This is a genomic window from Streptomyces sp. NPDC002032 (assembly GCF_042890765.1).
GTDB lineage: Bacteria > Actinomycetota > Actinomycetes > Streptomycetales > Streptomycetaceae > Streptomyces.
On record NZ_JBIASM010000002.1, the window covers coordinates 148,656 to 169,409 of the forward strand.

Annotated in this window: 24 protein-coding genes; 16 read left to right on the forward strand and 8 right to left on the reverse strand. The window is 71.2% G+C overall.

Annotated features, from left to right (window positions below; translation table 11 throughout):
• The first annotated feature begins 6 nt into the window (after positions 1–6).
• From ACFYYT_RS04820 to ACFYYT_RS04830, 3 genes are read left to right on the forward strand one after another with little or no spacing between them, the layout of a single operon-like run.
• Positions 7–672 carry a pilus assembly protein TadG-related protein gene (locus ACFYYT_RS04820; protein WP_351820213.1) on the forward strand — a complete coding sequence of 222 codons (666 nt, stop codon included), beginning with the start codon at positions 7–9 and terminating at the stop codon, positions 670–672.
• Positions 673–703: 31 nt separating this feature from the next.
• Positions 704–1,303, forward strand: a complete 600-nt coding sequence (locus ACFYYT_RS04825; RefSeq protein WP_351820216.1) for a hypothetical protein — start codon at positions 704–706, stop codon at positions 1,301–1,303.
• Positions 1,304–1,307: 4 nt separating this feature from the next.
• Complete coding sequence (locus ACFYYT_RS04830) at positions 1,308–1,943, forward strand: OmpA family protein (RefSeq protein ID WP_351820219.1); 636 nt, start codon at positions 1,308–1,310, stop codon at positions 1,941–1,943.
• Here the strand turns inward: ACFYYT_RS04830 and ACFYYT_RS04835 are convergent.
• Positions 1,940–2,476, reverse strand: coding sequence for a TetR/AcrR family transcriptional regulator (locus ACFYYT_RS04835; RefSeq protein ID WP_351820222.1), 537 nt, complete (start codon positions 2,474–2,476; stop codon positions 1,940–1,942). The two genes, ACFYYT_RS04830 and ACFYYT_RS04835, sit on opposite strands and share 4 nt — an antisense overlap.
• Positions 2,477–2,565: 89 nt before the next feature.
• Between ACFYYT_RS04835 and ACFYYT_RS04840 the strand changes: the two genes are divergently transcribed.
• Positions 2,566–2,973, forward strand: coding sequence for a nuclear transport factor 2 family protein (locus ACFYYT_RS04840; protein WP_351820225.1), 408 nt, complete (start codon positions 2,566–2,568; stop codon positions 2,971–2,973).
• A gap of 22 nt (positions 2,974–2,995) precedes the next feature.
• The gene (locus ACFYYT_RS04845) at positions 2,996–3,241 is read left to right on the forward strand and encodes an agmatine deiminase family protein (RefSeq protein WP_388606948.1); all 246 of its coding nucleotides are present in this window, start codon (positions 2,996–2,998) and stop codon (positions 3,239–3,241) included.
• On the opposite strand, the gene ACFYYT_RS04850 is transcribed toward ACFYYT_RS04845, so the two are convergent.
• Both ACFYYT_RS04850 and ACFYYT_RS04855 read right to left on the reverse strand, forming a co-directional pair.
• On the reverse strand, positions 3,157–3,354 hold the full coding sequence (locus ACFYYT_RS04850; RefSeq protein WP_351820228.1) for a hypothetical protein: 198 nt from the start codon (positions 3,352–3,354) through the stop codon (positions 3,157–3,159). The genes ACFYYT_RS04845 and ACFYYT_RS04850 overlap by 85 nt on opposite strands.
• A gap of 11 nt (positions 3,355–3,365) precedes the next feature.
• Complete coding sequence (locus ACFYYT_RS04855) at positions 3,366–4,208, reverse strand: helix-turn-helix transcriptional regulator (RefSeq protein ID WP_351820231.1); 843 nt, start codon at positions 4,206–4,208, stop codon at positions 3,366–3,368.
• A gap of 243 nt (positions 4,209–4,451) precedes the next feature.
• Between ACFYYT_RS04855 and ACFYYT_RS04860 the strand changes: the two genes are divergently transcribed.
• A complete protein-coding gene (locus ACFYYT_RS04860) occupies positions 4,452–4,946 on the forward strand; it encodes an ATP-binding protein (protein WP_351820234.1) in 495 nt (164 codons plus the stop codon).
• Positions 4,947–5,392: 446 nt separating this feature from the next.
• Here ACFYYT_RS04860 and ACFYYT_RS04865 read toward each other — a convergent pair whose 3' ends face one another.
• Positions 5,393–5,983, reverse strand: a complete 591-nt coding sequence (locus tag ACFYYT_RS04865) for a helix-turn-helix domain-containing protein (protein WP_351820237.1) — start codon at positions 5,981–5,983, stop codon at positions 5,393–5,395.
• A gap of 143 nt (positions 5,984–6,126) precedes the next feature.
• On the opposite strand from ACFYYT_RS04865, the gene ACFYYT_RS04870 reads away from it, so the two are divergent.
• The 4 genes from ACFYYT_RS04870 (at position 6,127) to ACFYYT_RS04885 (ending at position 10,073) form a co-directional block, all read left to right on the forward strand.
• A complete protein-coding gene (locus tag ACFYYT_RS04870; RefSeq protein ID WP_351820240.1) occupies positions 6,127–7,707 on the forward strand; it encodes an MDR family MFS transporter in 1,581 nt (526 codons plus the stop codon).
• A 289-nt stretch (positions 7,708–7,996) separates the two neighbouring features.
• Positions 7,997–8,815, forward strand: coding sequence for a polysaccharide deacetylase family protein (locus ACFYYT_RS04875; protein WP_351820243.1), 819 nt, complete (start codon positions 7,997–7,999; stop codon positions 8,813–8,815).
• A gap of 131 nt (positions 8,816–8,946) precedes the next feature.
• Entirely contained in the window at positions 8,947–9,270 is a 324-nt protein-coding gene (locus tag ACFYYT_RS04880) for a nuclear transport factor 2 family protein (RefSeq protein WP_351820246.1), read from the forward strand.
• Between the two features lie 170 nt (positions 9,271–9,440).
• A complete protein-coding gene (locus tag ACFYYT_RS04885; protein ID WP_351820249.1) occupies positions 9,441–10,073 on the forward strand; it encodes a hypothetical protein in 633 nt (210 codons plus the stop codon).
• Between the two features lie 153 nt (positions 10,074–10,226).
• Here the strand turns inward: ACFYYT_RS04885 and ACFYYT_RS04890 are convergent, their stop codons facing one another.
• The 3 genes from ACFYYT_RS04890 to ACFYYT_RS04900 form a co-directional block, all read right to left on the reverse strand.
• Positions 10,227–11,498 carry an extracellular solute-binding protein gene (locus ACFYYT_RS04890; protein WP_351820318.1) on the reverse strand — a complete coding sequence of 424 codons (1,272 nt, stop codon included), beginning with the start codon at positions 11,496–11,498 and terminating at the stop codon, positions 10,227–10,229.
• Positions 11,499–11,793: 295 nt separating this feature from the next.
• On the reverse strand, positions 11,794–12,411 hold the full coding sequence (locus ACFYYT_RS04895; protein WP_351820252.1) for an SMI1/KNR4 family protein: 618 nt from the start codon (positions 12,409–12,411) through the stop codon (positions 11,794–11,796).
• Positions 12,412–12,537: 126 nt separating this feature from the next.
• Positions 12,538–12,888: a DUF192 domain-containing protein gene (locus ACFYYT_RS04900; RefSeq protein ID WP_351820255.1), complete on the reverse strand. Its 351-nt coding sequence runs from the start codon at positions 12,886–12,888 to the stop codon at positions 12,538–12,540.
• Positions 12,889–12,995: 107 nt separating this feature from the next.
• Between ACFYYT_RS04900 and ACFYYT_RS04905 the strand changes: the two genes are divergently transcribed.
• Entirely contained in the window at positions 12,996–13,712 is a 717-nt protein-coding gene (locus tag ACFYYT_RS04905) for an A24 family peptidase (protein ID WP_351820258.1), read from the forward strand.
• Positions 13,713–13,845: 133 nt separating this feature from the next.
• On the opposite strand, the gene mgrA is transcribed toward ACFYYT_RS04905, so the two are convergent.
• Positions 13,846–14,883 (reverse strand): L-glyceraldehyde 3-phosphate reductase, encoded by a 1,038-nt coding sequence (gene mgrA / locus ACFYYT_RS04910; RefSeq protein ID WP_351820261.1) that lies wholly within the window; start codon positions 14,881–14,883, stop codon positions 13,846–13,848.
• Between the two features lie 127 nt (positions 14,884–15,010).
• On the opposite strand from mgrA, the gene ACFYYT_RS04915 reads away from it, so the two are divergent.
• From ACFYYT_RS04915 to ACFYYT_RS04935, 5 genes are all read left to right on the forward strand, one after another.
• Positions 15,011–15,772 carry an isoprenyl transferase gene (locus ACFYYT_RS04915; protein ID WP_351820264.1) on the forward strand — a complete coding sequence of 254 codons (762 nt, stop codon included), beginning with the start codon at positions 15,011–15,013 and terminating at the stop codon, positions 15,770–15,772.
• A gap of 317 nt (positions 15,773–16,089) precedes the next feature.
• The gene (locus ACFYYT_RS04920) at positions 16,090–17,406 is read left to right on the forward strand and encodes a PhoH family protein (protein ID WP_351820267.1); all 1,317 of its coding nucleotides are present in this window, start codon (positions 16,090–16,092) and stop codon (positions 17,404–17,406) included.
• 433 nt (positions 17,407–17,839) lie between these two features.
• Positions 17,840–18,562, forward strand: a complete 723-nt coding sequence (locus ACFYYT_RS04925) for a transglycosylase SLT domain-containing protein (RefSeq protein ID WP_351820270.1) — start codon at positions 17,840–17,842, stop codon at positions 18,560–18,562.
• A 118-nt stretch (positions 18,563–18,680) separates the two neighbouring features.
• The gene (locus ACFYYT_RS04930) at positions 18,681–20,039 is read left to right on the forward strand and encodes an AI-2E family transporter (protein WP_351820273.1); all 1,359 of its coding nucleotides are present in this window, start codon (positions 18,681–18,683) and stop codon (positions 20,037–20,039) included.
• On the forward strand, positions 20,023–20,700 hold the full coding sequence (locus ACFYYT_RS04935; protein ID WP_351820276.1) for a hypothetical protein: 678 nt from the start codon (positions 20,023–20,025) through the stop codon (positions 20,698–20,700). The genes ACFYYT_RS04930 and ACFYYT_RS04935 overlap by 17 nt, the downstream gene beginning before the upstream one ends.
• Positions 20,701–20,754 lie beyond the last annotated feature (54 nt).

Below are 20,754 nucleotides of genomic sequence, written 5' to 3' on the forward strand. Positions count from 1 at the left end.
CTCCACGTGGGCGACAGGGAGACGGGTGACCGGGGGCAGGCGTTTCCCCTCTACATCGTGGCGGTGACGGGTCTGCTCTTCGCCGCGTTCGTCTTCTTCGTCGTCGGACAGGCCTCCGTCACCCGAAGCGATGCCCAGGGTGCTGCCGATGCTGCCGCTCTGGCCGCCGCACGGGAGGCGGGAGAGAAGGGTCTGGCCGCTCTGGATCTGGCCGCGTTGAAGCCGAAGGACTGGGCGGATCTCCTGACGGGGGCCTTTCTCGACGGCGCGGGGGCCTGTGCCGCCGCAGACGACTTCGCCGCCAAGAACGATGCGGTGGCCACGTGCCAGCCGTCGCTTCCCCGCTTCGACGTGGCGGTCACGACGAACCGGACGGTGGGCAAATCCGTGATCCCCGGAACCGATGGAATGCATGGTGAGGCCCGTGCCTCGGCGGTCGTCGAGTCCTTGTGCACCCTGGGTTCGGTCACCACCACCCCCAGCGCGACGGCTCTGCCCGGAGCCACTGCCACCCCCGGTGCCACGGCCTCACCCGCACCGAGCGCCTCGGCCGAGCCGGGTCGGGTCAAGCTGCTGTGCAAGGGCGGGAAGTCCATTGAAATCGACCCGTTGCACCCCGGATCTCTGCGTAACCTGTCGCGGTCCTTGTTCAAAGTGCGACTGGTCGAGTGACAGCGAAATGAGAGACAAGGAAGCGGCTTACATGAGCATTCGGCACACGGTGAAGGTCCGCCGGGGAGCGGTCGCATCGATCGCGGCGGTCCTGGCCCTTACGTTGGCCGGTTGTGGTGGCGGCGACGAGAAGTCGAAGGCGAAGGATGTGCAGGGCACTTCGACGGCGCAGCCCCAAGGGGGGTCTTCAGCTTCAACCCCGTCGGCTGGTGGGAGCAGTCCGACGCCGACGCAAGTCCTCGCAACCTTGAACGGCGAGAGCGGCATCATTCTGGTGATCAATTCGGTGACCCGCGAGGCGGGTGGATTCGTGACGATCAACGGCCAGATCAAGAACCCGACCAGCCAGCAGTTCGTCAAGACGTCCGCGTGGCGCGGCAGCGAGCGGGATCTCAGCGGCAGCGGTGAGTCCGTCGCGGGTGCGACGCTCGTGGACAAGGTGGGCAAGAAGCGGTACTACGTGCTTCGGGACACGGACGGCCGGTGCCTGTGTACCACTGGCGTGGTAGGTATCGCCGCGGGCGCGACGGTCCCGATCTTCGCCCAGTTCCCCGCTCCGCCTGCCTCCACGACCGAGGTCGAGTTCAGCCTCCCCACCTTCGCTTCGGCAACCGTCAAGATCTCTGGGTGACGCCATGACAAAACGCCACCGCACCACCGCCGCCACAGCCGTCGTCGGGCTGGTCATCGCCGGGGTCCACTTCATCGGCGCGGCCGCCGCCCACGCCGATGACGTGCCGCCCTCCGTGCCGCCCGGCACCGAGCCGTCCGCCGCCGCGCCCGTCGCCATCGACTCCAACGCACCCGGACTGAAGATCCCCCAAGGCGGGACCCTCGCTCCGGTCAAGGTCCTCGACATCGCCGAGGTCGTCGAGGACCTCGGCGGGGAGCAGCGGCGGCAGGAGACGAATCAGACCGTCATGATGGCGCTCCAGTCCGAGGTGCTGTTCCCCGAGAACAGCGCCGTCTTCAACGCGCAGGCCGCCGCCCGCATCCAGGCCATCGGGCAGGAGATCAACACCCAGAAGGCCACCCGCGTCCGCGTCTTCGGCTTCACCGACGACCAGGGCAGCTACGAGCACGGCAAGGAGCTCAGCAAGCAGCGCGCCGACGCCGTGCAGGCGGAGCTCGCCAAGACCGTGACCGCCGCGGGCGTCACCTACGACGTCCGCGGCTACAGCGAGGACTACCCGATCGCCGACAACAGCACCGAAGAGGGCCGCAAGAAGAACCGCCGGGTCGAGATCACCTTCCCCCGCAGCGCCCCCTAGAGCGCCCCCACCAGAATCCGGGCCGCCTCGCGGGCGGTGTGGGCCGGGGCCGGGCCGGGGGTGAGGGCGGCCACCGCCGTCGCGCCCTCGACCAGGATCAGCAGCTGGTCGGCGAGTCCGGGGGCGCCGGCCGTGAGCTCCGCCAGCAGGGCGCGCAGCTCCGCCTTGTGGCGGCGTACGACGTCCAGCACCGCGGCGGGGCCCGCGCCCAGCTCCCCGTACGCGTTCAGGAAGGCGCAGCCGCGGAAGTCCGGCTCCGAGAACCAGTCGGCCAGCCAGTCGAAGACGGCTGCCACGGGCTGCTGCGGGGCGGCCGCCACCGCCTCCCGCAGGCCGGTGATCCAGCGGCGGTCACGGCGCTCCAGGTAGGCGGCGACGAGCGCGTCCTTCGCCGGGAAGAGCCGGTAGAGCCGCTTGAGCGGGACGCCCGACTCCGTGCGGATGCGGTCCATGCCGACGGCCTGGATGCCCTCGGCGTAGAACAGTGCCTCCGCGGTGTCCAGGAGCCGGGTGCGGGCCTCTTCGTCGTCCATGGGGTGAAGGGTAGTTCAGGATCCTTGCCCGGAGAACGATCATTCTCTACCCTGAGAACGTACGTTCTCCGCGTCGAGAGGAACCGCCCGTGCTCACGCTCACGCCCCCCTTTACCGAGGAATCCGCCCGCGCCAAGGTGCAGGCCGCCGAGGACGCCTGGAACAGCCGCGACCCCGAACGGGTCGCCCTCGCGTACACCGAGGACTCCGTCTGGCGCAATCGCGACCGCTTCCTCACCGGCCGCGCCGAGATCCGCGCCTTCCTCGCCGACAAGTGGGAGCGCGAGCTCGACTACCGGCTCCGCAAGGAGCTCTGGGCGTACACCGGCAACCGCATCTCCGTCCGCTTCGCGTACGAGTGGCACGACGCGGAGGGCCAGTGGTGGCGCAGCCACGGCAACGAGCAGTGGGAGTTCGCCCCCGACGGCCTGATGAGCCGCCGCGAGGCCAGCATCAACGACGTCCCGATCGCCTACGGGGACCGCCGCCTCGGGTGACGCCGACTGCGGCGGCGCCGGTGTGTCCTCCCGGCCCGCCGCCGCGGAACGCTTCCCCGAGCGGGACGTCGTGCCGGTCGCGATCGACACGATGGCCTCGGGCGGCGGCGGCATGCACTGCTCCACCCACGACCAGCCGGCCGGCCTCTCGCTGTCGCCCAGAACAGACGCGCGACGCGAAGATCAGTCGGCGAGGAGGTGGTCGGCCTTGCCGGCCTTGATGTCCCGGATCAGCTGGCGGAGCGATTCCGTGGAGTCGGTGAGGTAGGCCGCCTCCGCGCCCGCGACCGCGATGTAGCTGTTCCCGTCCCCGTCCACTCCGATCCTGTAGCAGGAGTTTCCTTCCCCACAGTAGGGCTCTTCCCAGGTCACGTCCGGCATGGTGGCTCCTCTCACAGCTGGCTGGCGATGGTGCGGATGAAGGCGCGGGATTCCTCGGCGGACAGCGCCAACTGTTCCAACAGGTCGAAGTGGGCCCGATATTTCGCGAGCTGTGCGTCGGCGTACAGGAAGTCGGGGCCGTGCGAGTTGTCGACCTGGACGGTGTCAAGCTGCGTGGTCGGGCCCTCCGCGTAGAGCACGGTCTGCCCCGCGCCCGGGAACCCGCCCGCCTCGAAGGGGAGGGCGAGTACGGTCACGTTGTCCTGCCGCGACCGGTCCAGCAGATGTTCCAGCTGGGCCCGGAGCACCTCGCGCCCGCCGAACTGCATCCTCAGGGCAGCCTCGTGGACGATGGCGACGAACTCGCGTGAACCGTCAAGCACTTGCTGTCGTTCGGCGCGGAACGCCAGGCGCAGTGCGACCTCGTGTTCCGGGAGGGCCGGGATGACCATCCGGAACACGGCGAGCGCGTGGTCCGAGGTCTGGAGCAGGCCCGGCATGTGCACCGGGAAGGCGCCCCGCATGCGGCTGCTGTGAGCCTCCAGCTCCGCGATGTCCAGGAAGCCCTGCGGGAGCTGTCCCCGGTAGCGGTCCCACCAGCCACGGCTGGGCGAGGACATCGCCGTCAGCCCAGCGATGTGCTTCTCGTCGGTCACCGCGCAGTTGCAGGCCAACGTCCGCAGCCGTTCGGCGGAGACGGCGCGCGTCCCGGACTCCATGGCGGAGATGGCTCCCCGGTCCACGCCGAGCAGTCCGGCGGCGTACTCGGCAGAGACGCCGGCCGAGCTGCGCATCCTGCGCAGCTCGTACCCGAGCCTCTTCTGACGTTCCGTTGGCGCGGTCCTCGCGGTCATGCCGTGCAGTCTGGCCTGTCGGGGGCCCGCCTGACCACGAGCGGGTGATTTCTTCCGAGAAGGGGGCCAAATTAGGCCCGCTCGAAGCTACGTTAGGTGACGCACCGCTCACGCAAGGGAGTTGAAGTGCATCGCCGCAGCATGCTTCGGCCTCGGCGACGAGCCACGCTCCCGTACCGCCCCGCGTCAGCACGTCGTGCGCGTCGAACTCGCCACCGTCACCTCGACTTCAGGGAGTCCGCGATGCCCGTCCCCTTTCCGTCCTGCCCGCCGCCCCGGATCCTCTCCGGGGCGGGTGAGACGCCCTCGCCCGATGAGCTCGCGTGCAGCCTCACCGTGCCCGGGGCCCCGTACAGTGCCCAGATCGCGCGGGGCACCGTACGGTCCGTGCTGCACGCCCACCGGCTCGACCCCCTCGCGGCCGCCGCCACGCAGGTCACCGGGGAACTCGTCGCCGCGACCTGGCACTTGGAGCCCGGCCGGAGCCTCTACCTCGCCGTCCGCTACCGCGACGACGCGCTGCGGCTCAGCGTCTACGACGGCCACGCCCCCCACGCGCACCCCCGGCTCGCCGCCCACTGCGAGGCCCGGCGGCGGGCCTCGCTGCGCGTCATGGCGGCCGTCGTGCGGGACTGCGGCGGGTCCTGGGGGTTCGGGGAGTCGCGCGAGCCCGGCGGCGGGACGCGGACCTGGGCGCACCTGCCCCACGCCGGGGCCGTCGGCTACTTCCTGGGCTGACGAAAATCCCCTGGTGGAACGGGGTCCGTGTTGAACAGTGGGCCGGCGGCGGGGTTGCCGCCCCCGGCCTCGGGCGGGCCGATGTCAGACACCTGCGCACGATGGAGGTGCGGGAAGCGCCGCTCGCGCTCAACGAGCCCGACGCGCTGTTCCGGGTGCGCCACGGCTTTCCGAAGGAGAAGGCCACCTGGTGGCGGTCCGGCACGTTCCGAAGCTGGACCTGACCGTCAAGATCCGCATGCGGCTGGTTCCGTCGATCAGCGAGGTGCGGGCGCTCGAAGAGCAGTGGGGGAACATCTCGCACTGACCCCCTGCGGGAGACGGTCCTCGCGGTCGGCTGGACCTGGCGCGGAGTGCCCCTCAAGTGGTGAGCGGTCCGCAGGCTCCGACCCGGTGAACATCCCCTCACGAAGCAGGTGTTCGGTCCGGGCCCGGGCCGGCGGTCGCTACCCCGCCTGGTGGGCCCGGGTGATGAGGTCCGTGGCGACCTCCAGGGCGGCCTGGCGGGTCTCCTCCGGGTCGCCCTCCACGTGCTGGAGGAACATCATCCCCGCGTGCAGGGTGAACAGGGCGCTCACGCACCGCACCTGGTCCGCGAGCGGACCCTCCTCCGTGCGCAGCAGCTCCACCAGCGTGAAGAGCCGCTTCTTGACGGTCTCGCCGATGCTCAGCTCCCGCATCGTCGCCTGGTTCTCCTGCATGAAGCGGTAGAGCTGCGCGCCCGCCGCCATCGCCTCGCTGTAGCGGCGCAGCACCTCGCGCTTGGTCTCCAGCGTCCGGGGCTGCCCCTGCGCCCACTCGATCAGCTCGTCGATCGGCCGCGTCGAGTCCTCGAAGACGCTGATGATGATGTCTTCCTTGGTCTTGAAGTGGTAGTAGAGCGCCGCCTTCGTGACGTCCAGCCGTTCCGCGATCTCGCGCAGGGAGGTCTTCTCGTACCCCTGCTCGGCGAAGAGCTCCAGAGCGACCTCCTGGATGCGCTGGCGCGTGTTCCCGCGCTTGGCCTGCGGGCCGCTGCCGCTGGAGCTGCTGGACATGACTCTCCCCACAAATACTTACTTGACGCCCGGCTAGTGACGGGGCTACCTTCCCCCAGTGTAGTGAACTAGCCGGGCGGCAAGTAAGTGCCCGGCCGCACGAAGGATACGAAGAAGAAGTGCCGGGTGCCAGGGGAGTGGACATGAGCGAGACAGTCAAGAAGGACGGGACCGCGGGGGAGGTGAAGCCGCGCAGCGTCCGCGTCGTCCTCATGGCGCTCATGATCGCCATGCTGCTGGCCATGCTCGACAACATGATCATCGGCACCGCGATGCCCACCATCGTCGGTGAGCTCGGTGGTCTCGAACACCTCTCCTGGGTGGTCACCGCCTACACGCTGGCGACCGCCGCCTCCACCCCGATCTGGGGCAAGATCGGCGACATGTACGGGCGCAAGGGCTCGTTCCTCACCTCGATCGTCATCTTCCTCGTCGGCTCCGTCCTCAGCGGCATGGCCCAGGACATGGGTCAGCTCATCGGCTTCCGCGCGATCCAGGGTCTGGGCGCCGGCGGTCTGATGGTCGGCGTCATGGCGATCATCGGCGACCTGATCCCGCCCCGTGAGCGCGGCAAGTACCAGGGCATGATGGCCGGCGTGATGGCCCTCGCCATGATCGGCGGCCCGCTCGTCGGCGGCACCATCACCGACCACCTCGGCTGGCGCTGGGCCTTCTACATCAACCTCCCGCTCGGCGCCGTCGCCCTCGCGATGGTCACCGCCGTGCTGCACCTTCCCAAGAAGAAGGCCAAGGGGAAGATCGACTACCTGGGCGCCGCCCTGCTCACCGTCGCGATCACCTCGACCGTCCTCGTGACGACCTGGGGCGGCACCGAGTACGCCTGGGGTTCCGCGGAGATCATCGGTCTGATCGTCACCGGCGTGCTCTCCCTCGCCGCCTTCCTCTTCGTCGAGACCAGGGCCGCCGAGCCGGTCATGCCGCTGCACATCTTCCGCAGCCGCAACTTCACCCTGATGTCCGTGATCGGCTTCCTGGTCGGCTTCGCGATGTTCGGCGGCGTGCTCTACCTGCCGCTCTTCCAGCAGTCGGTGCAGGGCGCCTCCGCCACCAACTCGGGCCTGCTGCTCCTGCCGATGCTGCTCTCGATGATGGTCATCTCGCTCGTCGCGGGCCGCGTCACCACCAGCACCGGCAAGTACAAGATCTTCCCGATCCTCGGCGGCGCGCTGATGGTCATCGGGCTCTTCCTGCTCGCCTCCATGGACACCGGCACCTCGCGCCTGGTCTCCGGCCTCTACATGGCCGTCCTCGGCGCCGGGCTCGGCTTCCTGATGCAGATCACCATGCTCGTCGCGCAGAACAGCGTCGACATGAAGGACATGGGCGTCGCCTCCTCGTCGGCCACCCTCTTCCGCACCCTCGGCGGTTCCTTCGGCGTGGCCCTGATGGGCTCGCTGTTCACCTCCCAGGTGACGGACACCATGTCGGAGCGGCTCGGCCCGCAGGCCGCCAAGGCCGCCGGTTCCGCCCAGCTGGACGCGGCGAGCCTGCAGAAGCTGCCCGAGGCCGTGCGCGACGCCTACCAGCACGCGGTGGCCGCCGGTACGCACTCGGCGTTCCTGCTCGGTGCGTCGATCGCCGTACTGGGCTTCGCGCTCGCCTGGTTCGTCAAGGAGGTCCCGCTGCGGGGCGCCGGTCCGGCCCAGGCCGGCGACGAGGGCGCCAAGGCCGCGCCGGCTCCGCAGGACTCGCTCGCGCACTGAGTTCCGTACCCGTACGCGACCGTACGGGGGCACGCACACCGAAGGGCCCGGCCCGGGGAGAGATCCCCGGGCCGGGCCCTTCGGCATGCGCCCGCGCCGTGTGAGGCGCGGGGGGCGGGTGAGCGGGACGAGGGCGGGGGGATGAGTTCGTACGAGTGGGGTACCCGGGGCGATTAAGGACCAAAGTCCTTATTACCTGCAATTTATAGGGCAATTCAGCGGAACTTCGCCACGTCCGAAGGCGTCCTGTCCGTCAGAGGGCTCGCACAACGGGATGGGGAGTGGACACATGACGCCTACGCAGAAGGAGAGCCTCCGGGCCCGGTTGGCCGTCGGCGCCTGCGCCGCGGCCGTCGCGGCGACCATCTGGGGCGTGACGACCCTGGTGTCGACGGACGGCGACCACCCTCGCCGGTCCGAGAGCGCGGCCGGCCGCAGCGGGGACACCACGGGCGACGACGGCAGGCCGGGCGCCCCCGCCGCTCCGGCGGGGCTGCCCGACACGATCGCCCACGCCTCCGAATCCGGTGGGAACGCCGTCAACATCACCATCGACGACGGCCCCGACCCGCGCTGGACCCCCCAGGTCCTCGACGTCCTGGCCCGCCACGGCGTGAAGGCGACCTTCTGCATGATCGGCCCGCAGGCCGCGGCCCACCCCGGCCTCGTCAAGAAGGTCGTCGCGGCCGGACACCGCCTCTGCGACCACACCACCTCCCACGACACGGCCATGGACAAGAAGCCCGTCGCCTACCAGGAGGCGCAGATACTCGACGCGAAGAAGCAGATAGAGGAGGCCGCCGGCGGCGGCGCGAAGGTCGAGTACTACCGGGCGCCCGGCGGGGCGTTCACCCCGGACAGCCGCCGCCTGGCCGCCGCCCACGGGATGCGCCCGCTGGGCTGGAACGTCGACACCAAGGACTTCGGCAGGCCCGGCACCGCCGCCATCGTCGCCGTCGTCAAACGCGAGATCGGCAACGGCCCGACGGTGCTCTTCCACGACGGCGGCGGCGACCGCAGCCAGAGCGTCGCCGCCCTCGACCAGGTGCTGTCCTGGCTGGCGGACCAGGGCCGCCCGACCGGCTTCCCCGTCCGCACCACCCCCTGACGCGCCGTCGGGGGCGGGCGGGGACGAACGGGTGACGGTGCTTGCCCGGGCCCCGCGCGCGGTGTTCGCTGGTCGCGCACGCAGCGCCGTCCCCGCGCGGCGCCGTCCGCACGCACCCCCCAGGAGCCCCCGTGATCGACCCGGCCCAGCTGACCGACCCGGCCGTCCGCGCCTTCGTCCAGGCCGTCAACGCCGGGGACAAGGCCGCCTTCCAGGCGGTCCTGACCCCCGGCGCGACCATGTCCGACGACGGCTCCGACCGCGACGTCGCGGACTGGGCCGAGCGGGAGATCTTCTCCTCCGGCGGCCACATGGCGGTCGCCTCCGAAGCCGACGGGGGCCGCGCCCTGGTCGTCGACTACCGCAACGACACCTGGGGCGAGATGCGCACCGCCTGGCGGTTCGACGTCACCCCCGACGGGCGCGTCAGCCGCTTCGAGACCGGCCAGGCCTGAGCGGGGCCGCGCGGCCGCGGCGCCGCCCCGTGGGCAGCCCACGGAGCCGGTGGGATGGTATTCCCGCCGGATCCGCGAGGGTGTCACCTGTGCGCGGCGGACCCGCTCCTTACGGGTGAACGCGCGCGCGGCGTCGTTCCGGCGCGCCGGGAGGGCCCGTTGGGCCGGGCATGAACCGCACCCGCACCCTCGCCCTCGGCCTCGCGGCCGTCGCCACCGCGGCCCTGGCCCCCGCCCTCGGGCAGAGCGCCGCCACCGCCGCCCAGGGCACGGCCTACCTCCAGGACCCGTCCGGGGACGAGAAGGCGATGAAGTCGATGTGGACCAAGGACGACATGCACAAGCTGGAGGGGCAGCTCCGCTTCCACCCGGGGGTGCAGTACAAGACGGTGACCCGGCCCGGCCCCGCGGGCGCGCCGGAGTGGGAGCGGCAGGCGCCCGACCCGAAGACGCTGGCGTGGGAGCCCTCGTACGAGTTCGCGTGGGCGGTCTCCGACTCGACGCTCGTGAAGAAGGCCCTGACCACCAAGGACGGCAAGCACCCGATCGTGGTGCACGCGGTGCTGCGCGACGGCAGGCGGGCCAAGGCGGGGGAGGTGCGCAAGGAGCTGTCCGGGCAGCCGGCGACGGGACGTCAGAAGGTCGCTGGGGGAGAGCGGATCGCCTGCGACACCGGTGAGTACACGGTGGAGTGGTCGCTCACCCGCACCGGTTACGGGACGCTGACGGGCACCCTGCGCTGGGATTCCAGCTGCGAGCAGTACCGCACGGCGTTCTCCTCGGAGCACGGGACGCAGCACTAGCGGGAGGGGCGGGCGGGGAGGCCTGCCGCCCCGGGCACCTTGTGGGTGCTCGGCGGGCGACCGGGCCGTGACCTCGGATCGAGGCCGTCACGGTCATCCTGCCGTACGGGATGGGGCGCGGCAGGGAGGCGAAGGTCCCGGGAGGGGAGGCCTTCAGTGCTTCTTTCCGGCCTGCTCGGCCTTCGTGGACATCTCCTCCAGGATGGCCTTGGGGTCGCCGCCGGGCTCCACGGCCCGGCCGATGCCGCGCTTGATGGTGTCGCTGACCATCACCCAGGACGGGTCGTTGACCGGGTACAGCTGGGCGCCGCGCAGGGCGGTCAGGAACTGCTCGTCGTTCCTGTCGATGCCGCCGCCCGAAGGGGTTCGGGTGGCCGAGACCGTCGAGGGCAGCAGGTGGTAGCGGTCCGCGAAGGCCGACAGGTTCTTGTCCGAGTAGACGAAGTCGAGGAACTTGCCGATCTCGGCGCGCTTGCCGTTCTGCTTGAACCCCATCATCCAGTCGGCGACGCCCACGGTCGGCGGGGTCTCGCCCGCGCCGAGGCTGTCGGAGACCGGCATGGACACCGTGCCCACCTGGATGCCCCGGGCGCGCGCCTCGTGGGCGAGCGAGGGGTAGCCGTTGAGCATGCCGACCTCGCCGCGCAGGAAGGCGGCGAAGGCGTCCGCGCGGTTGAGCTGCGAGGGCGGCGTCGGGCCCGTCAGACCGGGGGCCACCAGCTGGTCCTTGAGCCAGCGGAACGTCGCGATGTTCTGGTCGGAGGCCAGGGCGTAGTTGCCGCTGCTGTCGGCGTAGCCGCCGCCGTTGCTCAGCTCCCAGATCAGCGCCTCCGCGTGGGCCTCCTCGGGGCCCAGCGGCAGCGCGTAGGGGAACTTCACGCCCTTGTCCTTGAGGGCCTTGGCCGCGGCCTTCAGGTCCGACCAGGTCTTCGGCGCGCTGACGCCGGCCTGCTTGAAGAGGGCGTCGTTGTAGAAGAGGAGGCGGCTGCTCGCCACGAAGGGCAGCCCGTAGAGGGTGTTGCCGACGGAACCGGCCTCCGCGAGGGGCTGGAGGAAGTTCGACTCGGCGGTGATGGACAGGAGCTCGTCCGCGGAATACAGCTTGCCCTGCGCCGCGAAGTCCGAGTACGAGCCCATGAGGGCCATGTCGGGCGCGTTGCCGGCCTTGACCATACGGGAGACTTCGCGGTCGATGTCGGCCCACGGGAGCAGCTGGACCTCGACCTTGATACCGGGGTTGGCGGCGGTGAAATCCTTCGTCACCGAGTCCCAGAAGGTTTTGGAACTGTTGCCCGCACTGTCCCCGTATTCGGCCGCGACCAGGCGCAGCGTGCCGCTGCCGGACGCCCCGGAACCGGAGCTTCCGCAGCCTGACAGCGGTATCAACAGGCCGAACGCGGCCGCCGCGGCGGCCGTGCCGAACATTCTTCGTCGCACGGGTGGATACCCCTGATTTTCTTTTGAGACCGGTTATTACTTATGGGTTGCTCCGGGCCGGGGTGTCCCACCGTGGGCCCGTTGGCCGGAATTCTCTCCCGAGGGCAGGGGGATTGATTGCATGGGGGTAGAAGGTGTGGTCAATGCTCCAAGTGGGGGATTTCCGTCTGGTGTTTTCCGATATGTGATCCACAAATCGGACGCGCGTAGACATGCCGAAAAGCCCGTTTCCGGCCGGAAACGGGCTGAGGGGAGTGCGGGGGCCGTACGGAGGGGCGCCGGGCTAGTCGGCGAACTCGCCGGCGTAGGGGTCGGGCTCGCCCGTCTCCGGGTTGCGACCCTCCTGCCAGCGGCGCTGCGCCTTGCGCCAGTGCACGAAGCTGAGGTGGCCGCCGTCCCAGAACGTGATGCCGACCGGGCTCATGTCGAACTCGTCGGAGCACAGCAGCAGCAGGAATTCGGCCATGCCGTACGGGTACACCGCGAAGGAGTCGGCGGTGTGCCGCCCGACGACGAGGACCGGCCACCGGTCCGGGTCGGGGTCGGTGGTGAGCCAGCACAGGATGTCGGAGCCGCCGGTGACGCCCCAGGCGACGATCGCCTCCGGGTCCACGTCGAAGGCGGCCCGGCCGCCCTCGGCCTCCCACACCTGGCGGGCGTTGGCCGTCTCCTCGGCCATCTCCGCCGGCTCCCACTGCAGGCCCGGCTTGGGCAGCGGCAGCAGGATGCTGGCCTCGCCGTTGATGGACCCGGCGCCGAAGCGCCCCATGAACGCCACGAAGTCGGCCGGGAAACGGGTCCCCCAGACGGCCTCGGCCGCCTGCCAGTCGATGTCCTCGTCGGCGCCGTGCGTCGCCGGCATGATCTGCTCCAGCGCCTTGATCCGCGCGTTCTCCGTCATGCCGCTCCCCTGCGCGCCCAGCTCAACCGCCCCAACCTACCGCCCGCGCGCCCCAGTACCTAGGGACGGCCTCGGGAGCCCCGCACCGACGGCCCCGCCCGGCCGCCCCGGGGCCGCCCCGCCCGGCTACAGCGGCCGGATCCCGACGAGCATCCCCGGGCGCAGGCCCCAGCCGGCCATCGCGCCCGCCCGCGCCTCCAGTACGTGCCGGGACAGCGGGCGGGGCAGGCCCAGCCGCCCCGGGGGCATGGTCACCACGGCGCGGACCCGCAGGCTCCGGTCCAGGTGGGCCACGTCGATGGGGAAGCGCATCCGGAAGGTGTGGACGCTCGCCGCCGGGGTCAGCAGCAGCGCCCCCTCGATGTCGTCCCGCCCCAGCAGGCCGCGCGTACGGGCCCGGTAGGAGGCCGCGACCTCCAGCGGAACCGCCACCGCGCCGACCGTGAGGATCCCCTGACCGTCCACCCACCGCGTCATGGCGGCCACCCTAGGCCTTCGGCCCCCCGGCCCTCGACCCCCGGGAGCCCCCGGGAACCCCCCGGAACCCCCGGCGGGAGCGGGGTGGCGGGGTCTACCTTCGGCGGATGGGCCACGCCGTGATCGTCCTCCTCGCCGTCGCGTACGGCGCCGCCGCCGGGCTGCTGGGGCTGCCGCGCGCCGCGTACCGGCTGTCCGTCGACGCGGGCGAGCCGTGGCGGGAGCGGTGCCCCGAGGGGCACCCGATCGCGGGGTGGCTCGGCCCCGCCCGCTGCCGGGGGCGCCGCTACGGGCCCGCCGGGGCCTGGGCGGCCTCGGGGGCCGTCTGCGGGGCGCTCGCCGCCGCCGTGGGGCCGCGCCCGGAGGCGGCGGCCTTCGTCGCGCTCGCCCCGGCCCTCGTGCTGCTGGCCCTCGTCGACCTCGCCGTGCACCGGCTGCCCGACGTGCTGACCCTGCCGCTGGCCGCCGCCACCGCCGCGCTGCTCGGCGCGGCCGCGCTGCTGCCCGGCGCCGCCGGGTCCTGGCGGGCGGCGCTGCTGGGCGGGGGCGCGCTCGGGGCGGCGTACCTGGTGCTGTTCGTGGTCAACCCAGCCGGGATGGGCCTCGGCGACGTCAAGCTGGCGCTCCCCCTGGGGGTCGCTCTTGGGTGGTACGGGTGGGGGGTATGGGCCGCCGGGGCCTTCCTGGGCCTGCTCTACGGGGCCCTGTACGGCCTCGGCCTGGTGCTGCGCGGCCGGGCGACCCGGTCGACGGGGTTCGCCTTCGGCCCCTTCATGGCGGCCGGGGCCCTCACCGGAGTGCTGCTGGGCGGATTCGGAGCGTAATCGTTTCGCGGCGATGCACGCATCACGCTTTACGAAGGGTTATGGTGGAACCCCCCCCCCTCGGGCCGGTCCGTATCCCCCCCACGGACCGGCCCGTTTTTTGTTTTCCGCCCCCCTCGGCCAAAAGCGCAGGTCAGCCGCGCTGGGCCCAGATGTTGGTGCCGGGGGTGGAGACGGCGAAGGAGTCGATCTCCCTCAGCTCCTCCTCGGACAGCGGCGCTCCGGACAGCGCGGCCACGTTCTCCTCCAGCTGCTTCACGCTCGACGCGCCGATCAGCGCGGAGGTCATCCGCTCGTCGCGCAGCACCCAGGTCAGGGCCAGCTGCGCCAGCGACTGCCCGCGCCGCACGGCGATGTCGTTCAGGCCGGCGAGGCGGCGCAGCACGTCGTCGGAGAGCAGGTCGGGGTTGAGGGACTTGCCCTGGGTGGCCCGCGAGCCCTCCGGGATCCCCTTGAGGTACTTGCCGGTCAGCAGGCCCTGCGCGAGCGGCGCGAAGGAGATGCAGCCCATGCCGGCCTCCTCCAGGGTGTCCAGCAGCCCGTCCTCCTCCGTCCAGCGGTTGATCATGGAGTACGAGGGCTGGTGGATCAGCGGCCGCACCCCCATCTCGCGCAGGATCCGCGCCGCCTCGGCCGTCTGCTCCGCCGTGTACGAGGACACGCCGACGTAGAGCGCCTTGCCCTGCCGGACGGCGGACGCGAGCGCGCCCATGGTCTCCTCGAGCGGGGTCTCGGGGTCGAAGCGGTGCGAGTAGAAGATGTCGACGTAGTCCACGCCCATCCGCTTCAGCGAGGCGTCGAGCGAGCCGAGGAGGTACTTGCGGCTGCCCCATTCGCCGTACGGGCCGGGGTGCATCAGGTACCCGGCCTTGGTGGAGAGCACCAGCTCCTCGCGGTACGGCGCGAAGTCCTGCGCGAAGAGCTTGCCGAAGTTGAGCTCGGCCGAGCCGGGGGGCGGCCCGTAGTTGTTGGCCAGGTCGAAGTGGGTCACGCCGAGGTCGAAGGCGCGGCGGAGGATGGCCCGCTGGGACTCCAGGGACTTGTCGTCACCGAAGTTGTGCCAGAGGCCGAGGGAGATGGCCGGAAGCTTGAGGCCGCTGCGGCCGGTGCGCCGGTACTGCATGGAGTCGTAGCGCGAGGGCTCTGCCCGATAGGGATTGTTATCAGTCACGATGTCCTCCCTATCACGGACTTGTGACCGGCCGAGTTGGGTACCGGATCCCGCCGCGCAGTAATGTGGCGGCCTCGGGGGAGACCGCAATCCGCACGGGGGCATCGCACGGAGGGGCTGGAAGATCGTGAAGCTGCGCGACCTGGTGTACAGGCTCTACGCACGCCGGGTGGAAGGCCGCCTCGACCATGACGCGTCGCCCAAGCACATCGGCGTCATCCTGGACGGGAACCGGCGCTGGGCCAAGGCGTCCGGAGGCACCACGGAGCAGGGCCACCAGGCCGGCGCCGACAAGATCTCCGAGATGCTGGGCTGGTGCACCGAGACGGACGTCGAGGTCGTCACGCTGTGGATGCTCTCCACGGACAACCTGGACCGGCCGGAGGTCGAGCTCCGGCCCCTGCTGAACATCATCGAGAACACCGTCCGGGGCCTCGCCGAGGACGGCCGCTGGCGCGTCCACCACGTCGGCAACCTGGACATCCTGCCCACCCGGACCCAGACCGTGCTCAAGGAGGCCGAGCAGGCCACGCACGACGTCGACGGGATACTGGTCAACGTGGCCGTGGGCTACGGCGGCCGCCAGGAGATCGCGGACGCGGTCCGCTCGCTGCTCCTGGAGCACGCCGAGAAGGGCACCTCCTTCGAGGAGCTCGCCGAGGTCCTGGACATCGACCACATCGCGGAGCACCTCTACACCCGCGGCCAGCCCGACCCCGACCTGGTGATCCGCACCAGCGGCGAGCAGCGGCTGTCCGGATTCATGCTGTGGCAGAGCGCGCACTCGGAGTACTACTTCTGCGAGGTCTTCTGGCCGGCCTTCCGCAAGGTCGACTTCCTCCGGGCCCTGCGCGACTACGAGGCCCGGCACCGGCGCTACGGCACCTGATCCCGGGGTTCTGACGCCCCCTCGGCCCCTCCCGTACCCCTCGCGAAGCCTTCACCAGGGATTCACCGAGCGTCCGTCATATGCCATGGCATGGCGGCGCTTGTTCGAGGGCATAACCCTGGCAGGTCGACGCCCGATCCACGGGTGTCGAATCTCAGCGGACGGCACAGGGCCGTCCGCCCGGGAGGCCCTTTGCACCAGGACGCGCGTGCGGTTCGCACGGACGGATTGGAGGGCCGGAATTCGGCCCTGGCATGGGTGCCGATGACCGGTCCGGTCTTCATGGCCCGACCTCTTCCGAGGGGGTACGTCCTTCCGTGGTGACCAGCACAAAGCGCCGCCTGCCCGACAGGCGGACCTACGTCCTCGACACCAGCGTCCTGCTGGCAGACCCCAACGCGTTCTCCCGGTTCGACGAGCACGAGGTCGTGCTCCCGATCGTGGTGATCACCGAGCTGGAGGCAAAGAGGCACCATCCCGAACTCGGTTACTTCGCGCGCCAGGCCCTGCGCCTGCTCGACGACTTCCGGGTGCGGTACGGACGTCTCGACGCCCCCATCCCGCTGGGCGATCTGGGCGGCACGCTGCGCGTCGAGCTCAACCACTCCGACCCGGGCGTCCTGCCCGCCGGCTTCCGGCTGGGGGACAACGACTCGCGGATCCTCGCGGTGGCCCGCAACCTCCAGGCCGAGGGCTACGACGTCACGGTCGTCTCGAAGGACCTTCCCCTGCGCATCAAGGCCTCCTCCGTGGGGCTGCTGGCGGAGGAGTACCGCGCGGAGCTCGCGATCACCGGCGCCGGCTGGACCGGCATGAGCGAGCTCTCCCTCTCCGGGGAGCAGGTGGACCTCCTCTACTCCGAGGAGCGCCTCTACGTACCGGAGGCCGCGGAACTGCCCGTGCACACCGGACTGGTCATCCAGTCCGAGCGCGGCAAGGCCCTGGGCCGGGTCACCCCCGACGGGAACGTGCGGCTCGTGAAGGGCGACCGCGAGGCCTTCGGACTGCACGGCCGCAGCGCCGAGCAGCGCATCGCCCTCGACCTGCTGCTCGACCCGGACATCGGGATCCTCTCGATGGGCGGCCGGGCGGGCACCGGCAAGTCGGCGCTGGCCCTGTGCGCGGGCCTGGAGGCCGTCCTGGAGCGCAGGCAGCACCAGAAGGTGATGGTCTTCCGGCCGCTGTACGCGGTGGGCGGGCAGGACCTCGGCTACCTGCCGGGCGACGCCGCCGAGAAGATGAGCCCCTGGGCGCAGGCGGTCTTCGACACCCTCTCGGCGGTGGCCGGGCGCGAGGTCATCGAGGAGGTGCTGGGTCGCGGGATGCTGGAGGTCCTGCCGCTCACGCACATCCGCGGGCGCTCACTGCACGACGCCTTCGTGATCGTGGACGAGGCCCAGTCGCTGGAGCGCAACGTCCTGCTGACCGTCCTGTCCAGGATCGGGGCCAACTCGCGGGTGGTCCTCACCCACGACGTGGCCCAGCGGGACAACCTGCGGGTCGGCCGGTACGACGGAGTGGTCGCGGTCGTTGAGAAGCTGAAGGGGCATCCGCTCTTCGCCCACGTCACGCTGACGCGCTCCGAACGCTCCCCGATCGCCGCGCTGGTCACCGAAATGCTCGAAACGCTCTGACCGGCACCGATCGCCCACCGGGCCCGAAAGGGTCAAAAACCCCATAGCGGGAAGGTGAGTTGGCGCCGCCCGGCAAAGGCCCAGGAGCCTAGCCGGGCGGCGCCGTGCTGCACAGGGGTTTGCCGAAAAGAGCGGCGTCTTACCAGGTGTGACCTTTCCCACGCAACGCAGAATTGCCCTCTGGCGTCGGGGTCCGGCAGAGTCTGTTTTCCGTCAGGCCCCGCATACGGCACACCTGTATCTCCCGTTGGGATACGCGCAGCACCACAACTCCACAGCCGATGTCCGTATGCCGCCCGGTTTCACGTGGCAGCCCCCGCAGGGGAGTTGCCCACGGGCCCGTGTCTCCAGTGACCGCACCTCCACGGAGACCAGTGTCGAGGGGCACTCTCGCGCCGCGCGGTCACTGCGGACGCTGCTGGAAGGACACCGTGTGAGCCGGATTTCGGTCCGGGGGTTCGCAGTGGCTTCGGCCACCGCGGTCACCACCGTCGGCGCAGTCGTCGGCGTCGCCACTGGCGACGCCGCCTCCTCGAACGATCTCGAGACCACCGCGTCCGGTGCGAGTCTGCTCACCGAGATTCCGGTCGGCGAGCAGGCCCAGGTCCAGAGCGCGTCCCTGACGCAGCAGGCCGACGCCATCGCCCACGCCGCCGACACCGACGCCAAGCGTTCGGCGGAGGAATCGGCGCGCCTCCAGGCCGCCGAGGACGCCAAGTCCAAGAAGGCCGACGCCGAGAAGGCGGAGCAGGCCAAGAAGGACGAGGCCGAGGCGAAGGCGAAGAAGGAGCGCGAGCAGAAGGACGAGGTCGCCAGCCGGTCCGCCACCCGCGACGCCGGTGACTTCCCCCTCCAGGGTTCCTACACGGTCTCCCAGGTCAAGGCCATCGCGCAGCAGCTGGTCCCGTCGGGCCAGTTCCAGTGCTTCTCCAACATCATCAACGAGGAATCCACCTGGAACTACCAGGCGGTCAACTCCTCCTCGGGCGCCTACGGCCTGGTCCAGGCGCTCCCCGGTTCCAAGATGGCCTCGGCCGGCTCGGACTGGCGCACCAACCCGGCCACGCAGATCAAGTGGGGCCTGGGCTACATGAACGAGCGCTACGGCAGCCCGTGCAGCGCCTGGAGCTTCCACCAGGCCAACGGCTGGTACTAGCCGTACCGGAAGCGGCCCCGGCCGCTCCGGCCCCCGGAGCCCCGCACCGTTCTACGGTGCGGGGCTCCGCGCGTGTACGGTCGTGCGTGGCGATCGTACGGCGGGGGAAGGGAACGACATGGCGAAGAGGGCAGGCTGGCTCGGCCGGCTCGGCAGCAGACTGAGCCGGATGGAGGCGCGCCTCGACGAACGGCGGGCCGAGGTCGAGGCGGAGGCCGCCGCACACCCCGCGGAGCCCGTCGTCGCGGCCGCCGAGGAGCGGGCCCCCGTACCGGCGCCCGGGCGCCCGGCGGCGCCCGCCCGGCCCGATCCGGTGACCGTCATCCCGTGGGGCATGCGCGTCGCCGCCGAGGCCAGCTGGCGGCTGCTGCTCCTCGCCGGGATGCTCTGGGTGCTGATGAAGGTGATCAGCGAAGTGCGCCTGGTCGTCCTCGCCTTCGCCGCCGCCCTGCTGGTGACCGCGCTGCTCCAGCCCTTCGTGGTCCGGCTGCGCAGGCTCGGGCTGCCGCGCGGACTGGCCACCGCCGTCACCGCGATCCTCGGCTTCGTCGTCATCGGACTCGTGGGCTGGTTCGTGGTCTGGCAGGTGATGGAGAACCTCGACGACCTCTCCAACCGGCTGCGCGAGGGCATCAACGAGCTGAAGACCTGGGCACTGGACAGTCCGTTCCATGTGACCGAGAAGCAGATCAACGACATCGCGAAGAACCTCAGCGAGACGATCGGCACCAACACCGAGGAGATCACCTCCGCCGGACTCCAGGGCGTGACGGTCCTCGTCGAGGTGCTGACGGGCATGCTGCTCGCGATGTTCTCCACGCTCTTCCTGCTCTACGACGGCAAGCGCATCTGGCACTGGGTGCTCGGCCTGGTCCCGGCCGCCGCCCGCCCGGGCCTGGCCGGCGCCGGCCCGCGCGCCTGGCGCACGCTGACCGCGTACGTGCGCGGGACGGTGCTCGTCGCGCTCATCGACGCCGTCTTCATCGGCCTCGGGCTGTACTTCCTCGACGTGACCATGGCCGTCCCGCTGGCCGTGTTCATCTTCCTGTTCGCCTTCATCCCGCTGGTCGGCGCCGTGGTCTCCGGGGCCCTGGCGGTGGTCGTGGCGCTGGTGACGCAGGGTCCGTTCATCGCGCTGATGGTGCTCCTGGTGGTGCTGGCGGTGCAGCAGATCGAGGGGCACGTGCTCCAGCCCTTCATCCTGGGCCGCGCGGTACGGGTCCACCCGCTCGCGGTGGTGCTGTCGGTGGCGGCCGGCGGCCTGATCGCCGGCATCGGCGGTGCGGTGGTGGCGGTGCCGCTGGTCGCCGTCACCAACACGGTGGTCGGCTACCTGCGGGCCCACGCGCGCGAGCTGCACCCGGGCGGGCCCGTCGGGAGCGGTCCCTCGCCGCACGGGGCCACGGCCCTGACGGTGGCCGAGCCGGCGGGCGGCCCGGAGTCCGGGCGGGAGGCCGGGGATGATCAGCGAGCCTGAGCTCGAAGCGGGCCGGCCCGGGCAGCCGGGGGAGCCGGCGGGGGACGCGGAGCCCGTCCGGCGGGCGCGGTCCGGCGAGCGCGGCCCCCGGGGCCGGTGGTGGTGGGCACTGGGCGGGGCGCTGGCGGCCTCCGCCGTATGGGCCGGGACCCTGGCTGTGCAGGAACGTTTCGGCGGTTCCGCGCCCCCGGTCGCGTACCGGCAGGCCGAGAACCTGTGCCGGGAGGCGCCGCTGGCCACCCTCGGCAAACTCCTGGGCACCTTCGACTCCGGCCGCCCCACCCACGCCGAGAGCGCCGCGCTGGACTGGTCGTACTGCGGGCTCGGCACCGAGTGGAGCGAGAACGGCGGCTCCGTCCAGGGCCGGCTGCTCGTCGAACTGCACCGTCGGGACGACCCGGAGGCGGTCTTCGGAGTGGGCACCGGGCTGGACCCGGAGCTGCGCGCGGGCGGCTCCGCCGAGGTGCAGGAGGTGCCCGGGCTGGGGGAACGGGCGCTGTTCACCCGGCACGTGGTGGCGCCCCAGCTCCAGGTGCTCGACGGCGGGGCGGTCTTCACGCTCGCCCTGCAGTCCTTCGGCAACGGCTCGTGGGACGAGGACGCCGTCGCGGCGGCCATGATCGAGGACGTCCGGGCGCTGATGGCCCGGCTGCACCGGTGAACGCGCGGGGCCCCCGCGGCCGGTGAGGCTGCGGGGGCCCTGATGCCCGTACGG

Coding starts and splice junctions, on each gene's coding strand:
- ACFYYT_RS04825 (WP_351820216.1), top strand. CDS start 704: ATGAGCATTCGGCACACGGTGAAGGTCCGCCGGGGAGCGGTCGCATCG.
- ACFYYT_RS04830 (WP_351820219.1), top strand. CDS start 1,308: ATGACAAAACGCCACCGCACCACCGCCGCCACAGCCGTCGTCGGGCTG.
- ACFYYT_RS04835 (WP_351820222.1), bottom strand. CDS start 2,476: ATGGACGACGAAGAGGCCCGCACCCGGCTCCTGGACACCGCGGAGGCA.
- ACFYYT_RS04850 (WP_351820228.1), bottom strand. CDS start 3,354: ATGCCGGACGTGACCTGGGAAGAGCCCTACTGTGGGGAAGGAAACTCC.
- ACFYYT_RS04855 (WP_351820231.1), bottom strand. CDS start 4,208: ATGACCGCGAGGACCGCGCCAACGGAACGTCAGAAGAGGCTCGGGTAC.
- ACFYYT_RS04860 (WP_351820234.1), top strand. CDS start 4,452: ATGCCCGTCCCCTTTCCGTCCTGCCCGCCGCCCCGGATCCTCTCCGGG.
- ACFYYT_RS04865 (WP_351820237.1), bottom strand. CDS start 5,983: ATGTCCAGCAGCTCCAGCGGCAGCGGCCCGCAGGCCAAGCGCGGGAAC.
- ACFYYT_RS04870 (WP_351820240.1), top strand. CDS start 6,127: ATGAGCGAGACAGTCAAGAAGGACGGGACCGCGGGGGAGGTGAAGCCG.
- ACFYYT_RS04875 (WP_351820243.1), top strand. CDS start 7,997: ATGACGCCTACGCAGAAGGAGAGCCTCCGGGCCCGGTTGGCCGTCGGC.
- ACFYYT_RS04885 (WP_351820249.1), top strand. CDS start 9,441: ATGAACCGCACCCGCACCCTCGCCCTCGGCCTCGCGGCCGTCGCCACC.
- ACFYYT_RS04890 (WP_351820318.1), bottom strand. CDS start 11,498: ATGTTCGGCACGGCCGCCGCGGCGGCCGCGTTCGGCCTGTTGATACCG.
- ACFYYT_RS04895 (WP_351820252.1), bottom strand. CDS start 12,411: ATGACGGAGAACGCGCGGATCAAGGCGCTGGAGCAGATCATGCCGGCG.
- ACFYYT_RS04900 (WP_351820255.1), bottom strand. CDS start 12,888: ATGACGCGGTGGGTGGACGGTCAGGGGATCCTCACGGTCGGCGCGGTG.
- ACFYYT_RS04905 (WP_351820258.1), top strand. CDS start 12,996: ATGGGCCACGCCGTGATCGTCCTCCTCGCCGTCGCGTACGGCGCCGCC.
- ACFYYT_RS04930 (WP_351820273.1), top strand. CDS start 18,681: ATGGCGAAGAGGGCAGGCTGGCTCGGCCGGCTCGGCAGCAGACTGAGC.
- ACFYYT_RS04935 (WP_351820276.1), top strand. CDS start 20,023: ATGATCAGCGAGCCTGAGCTCGAAGCGGGCCGGCCCGGGCAGCCGGGG.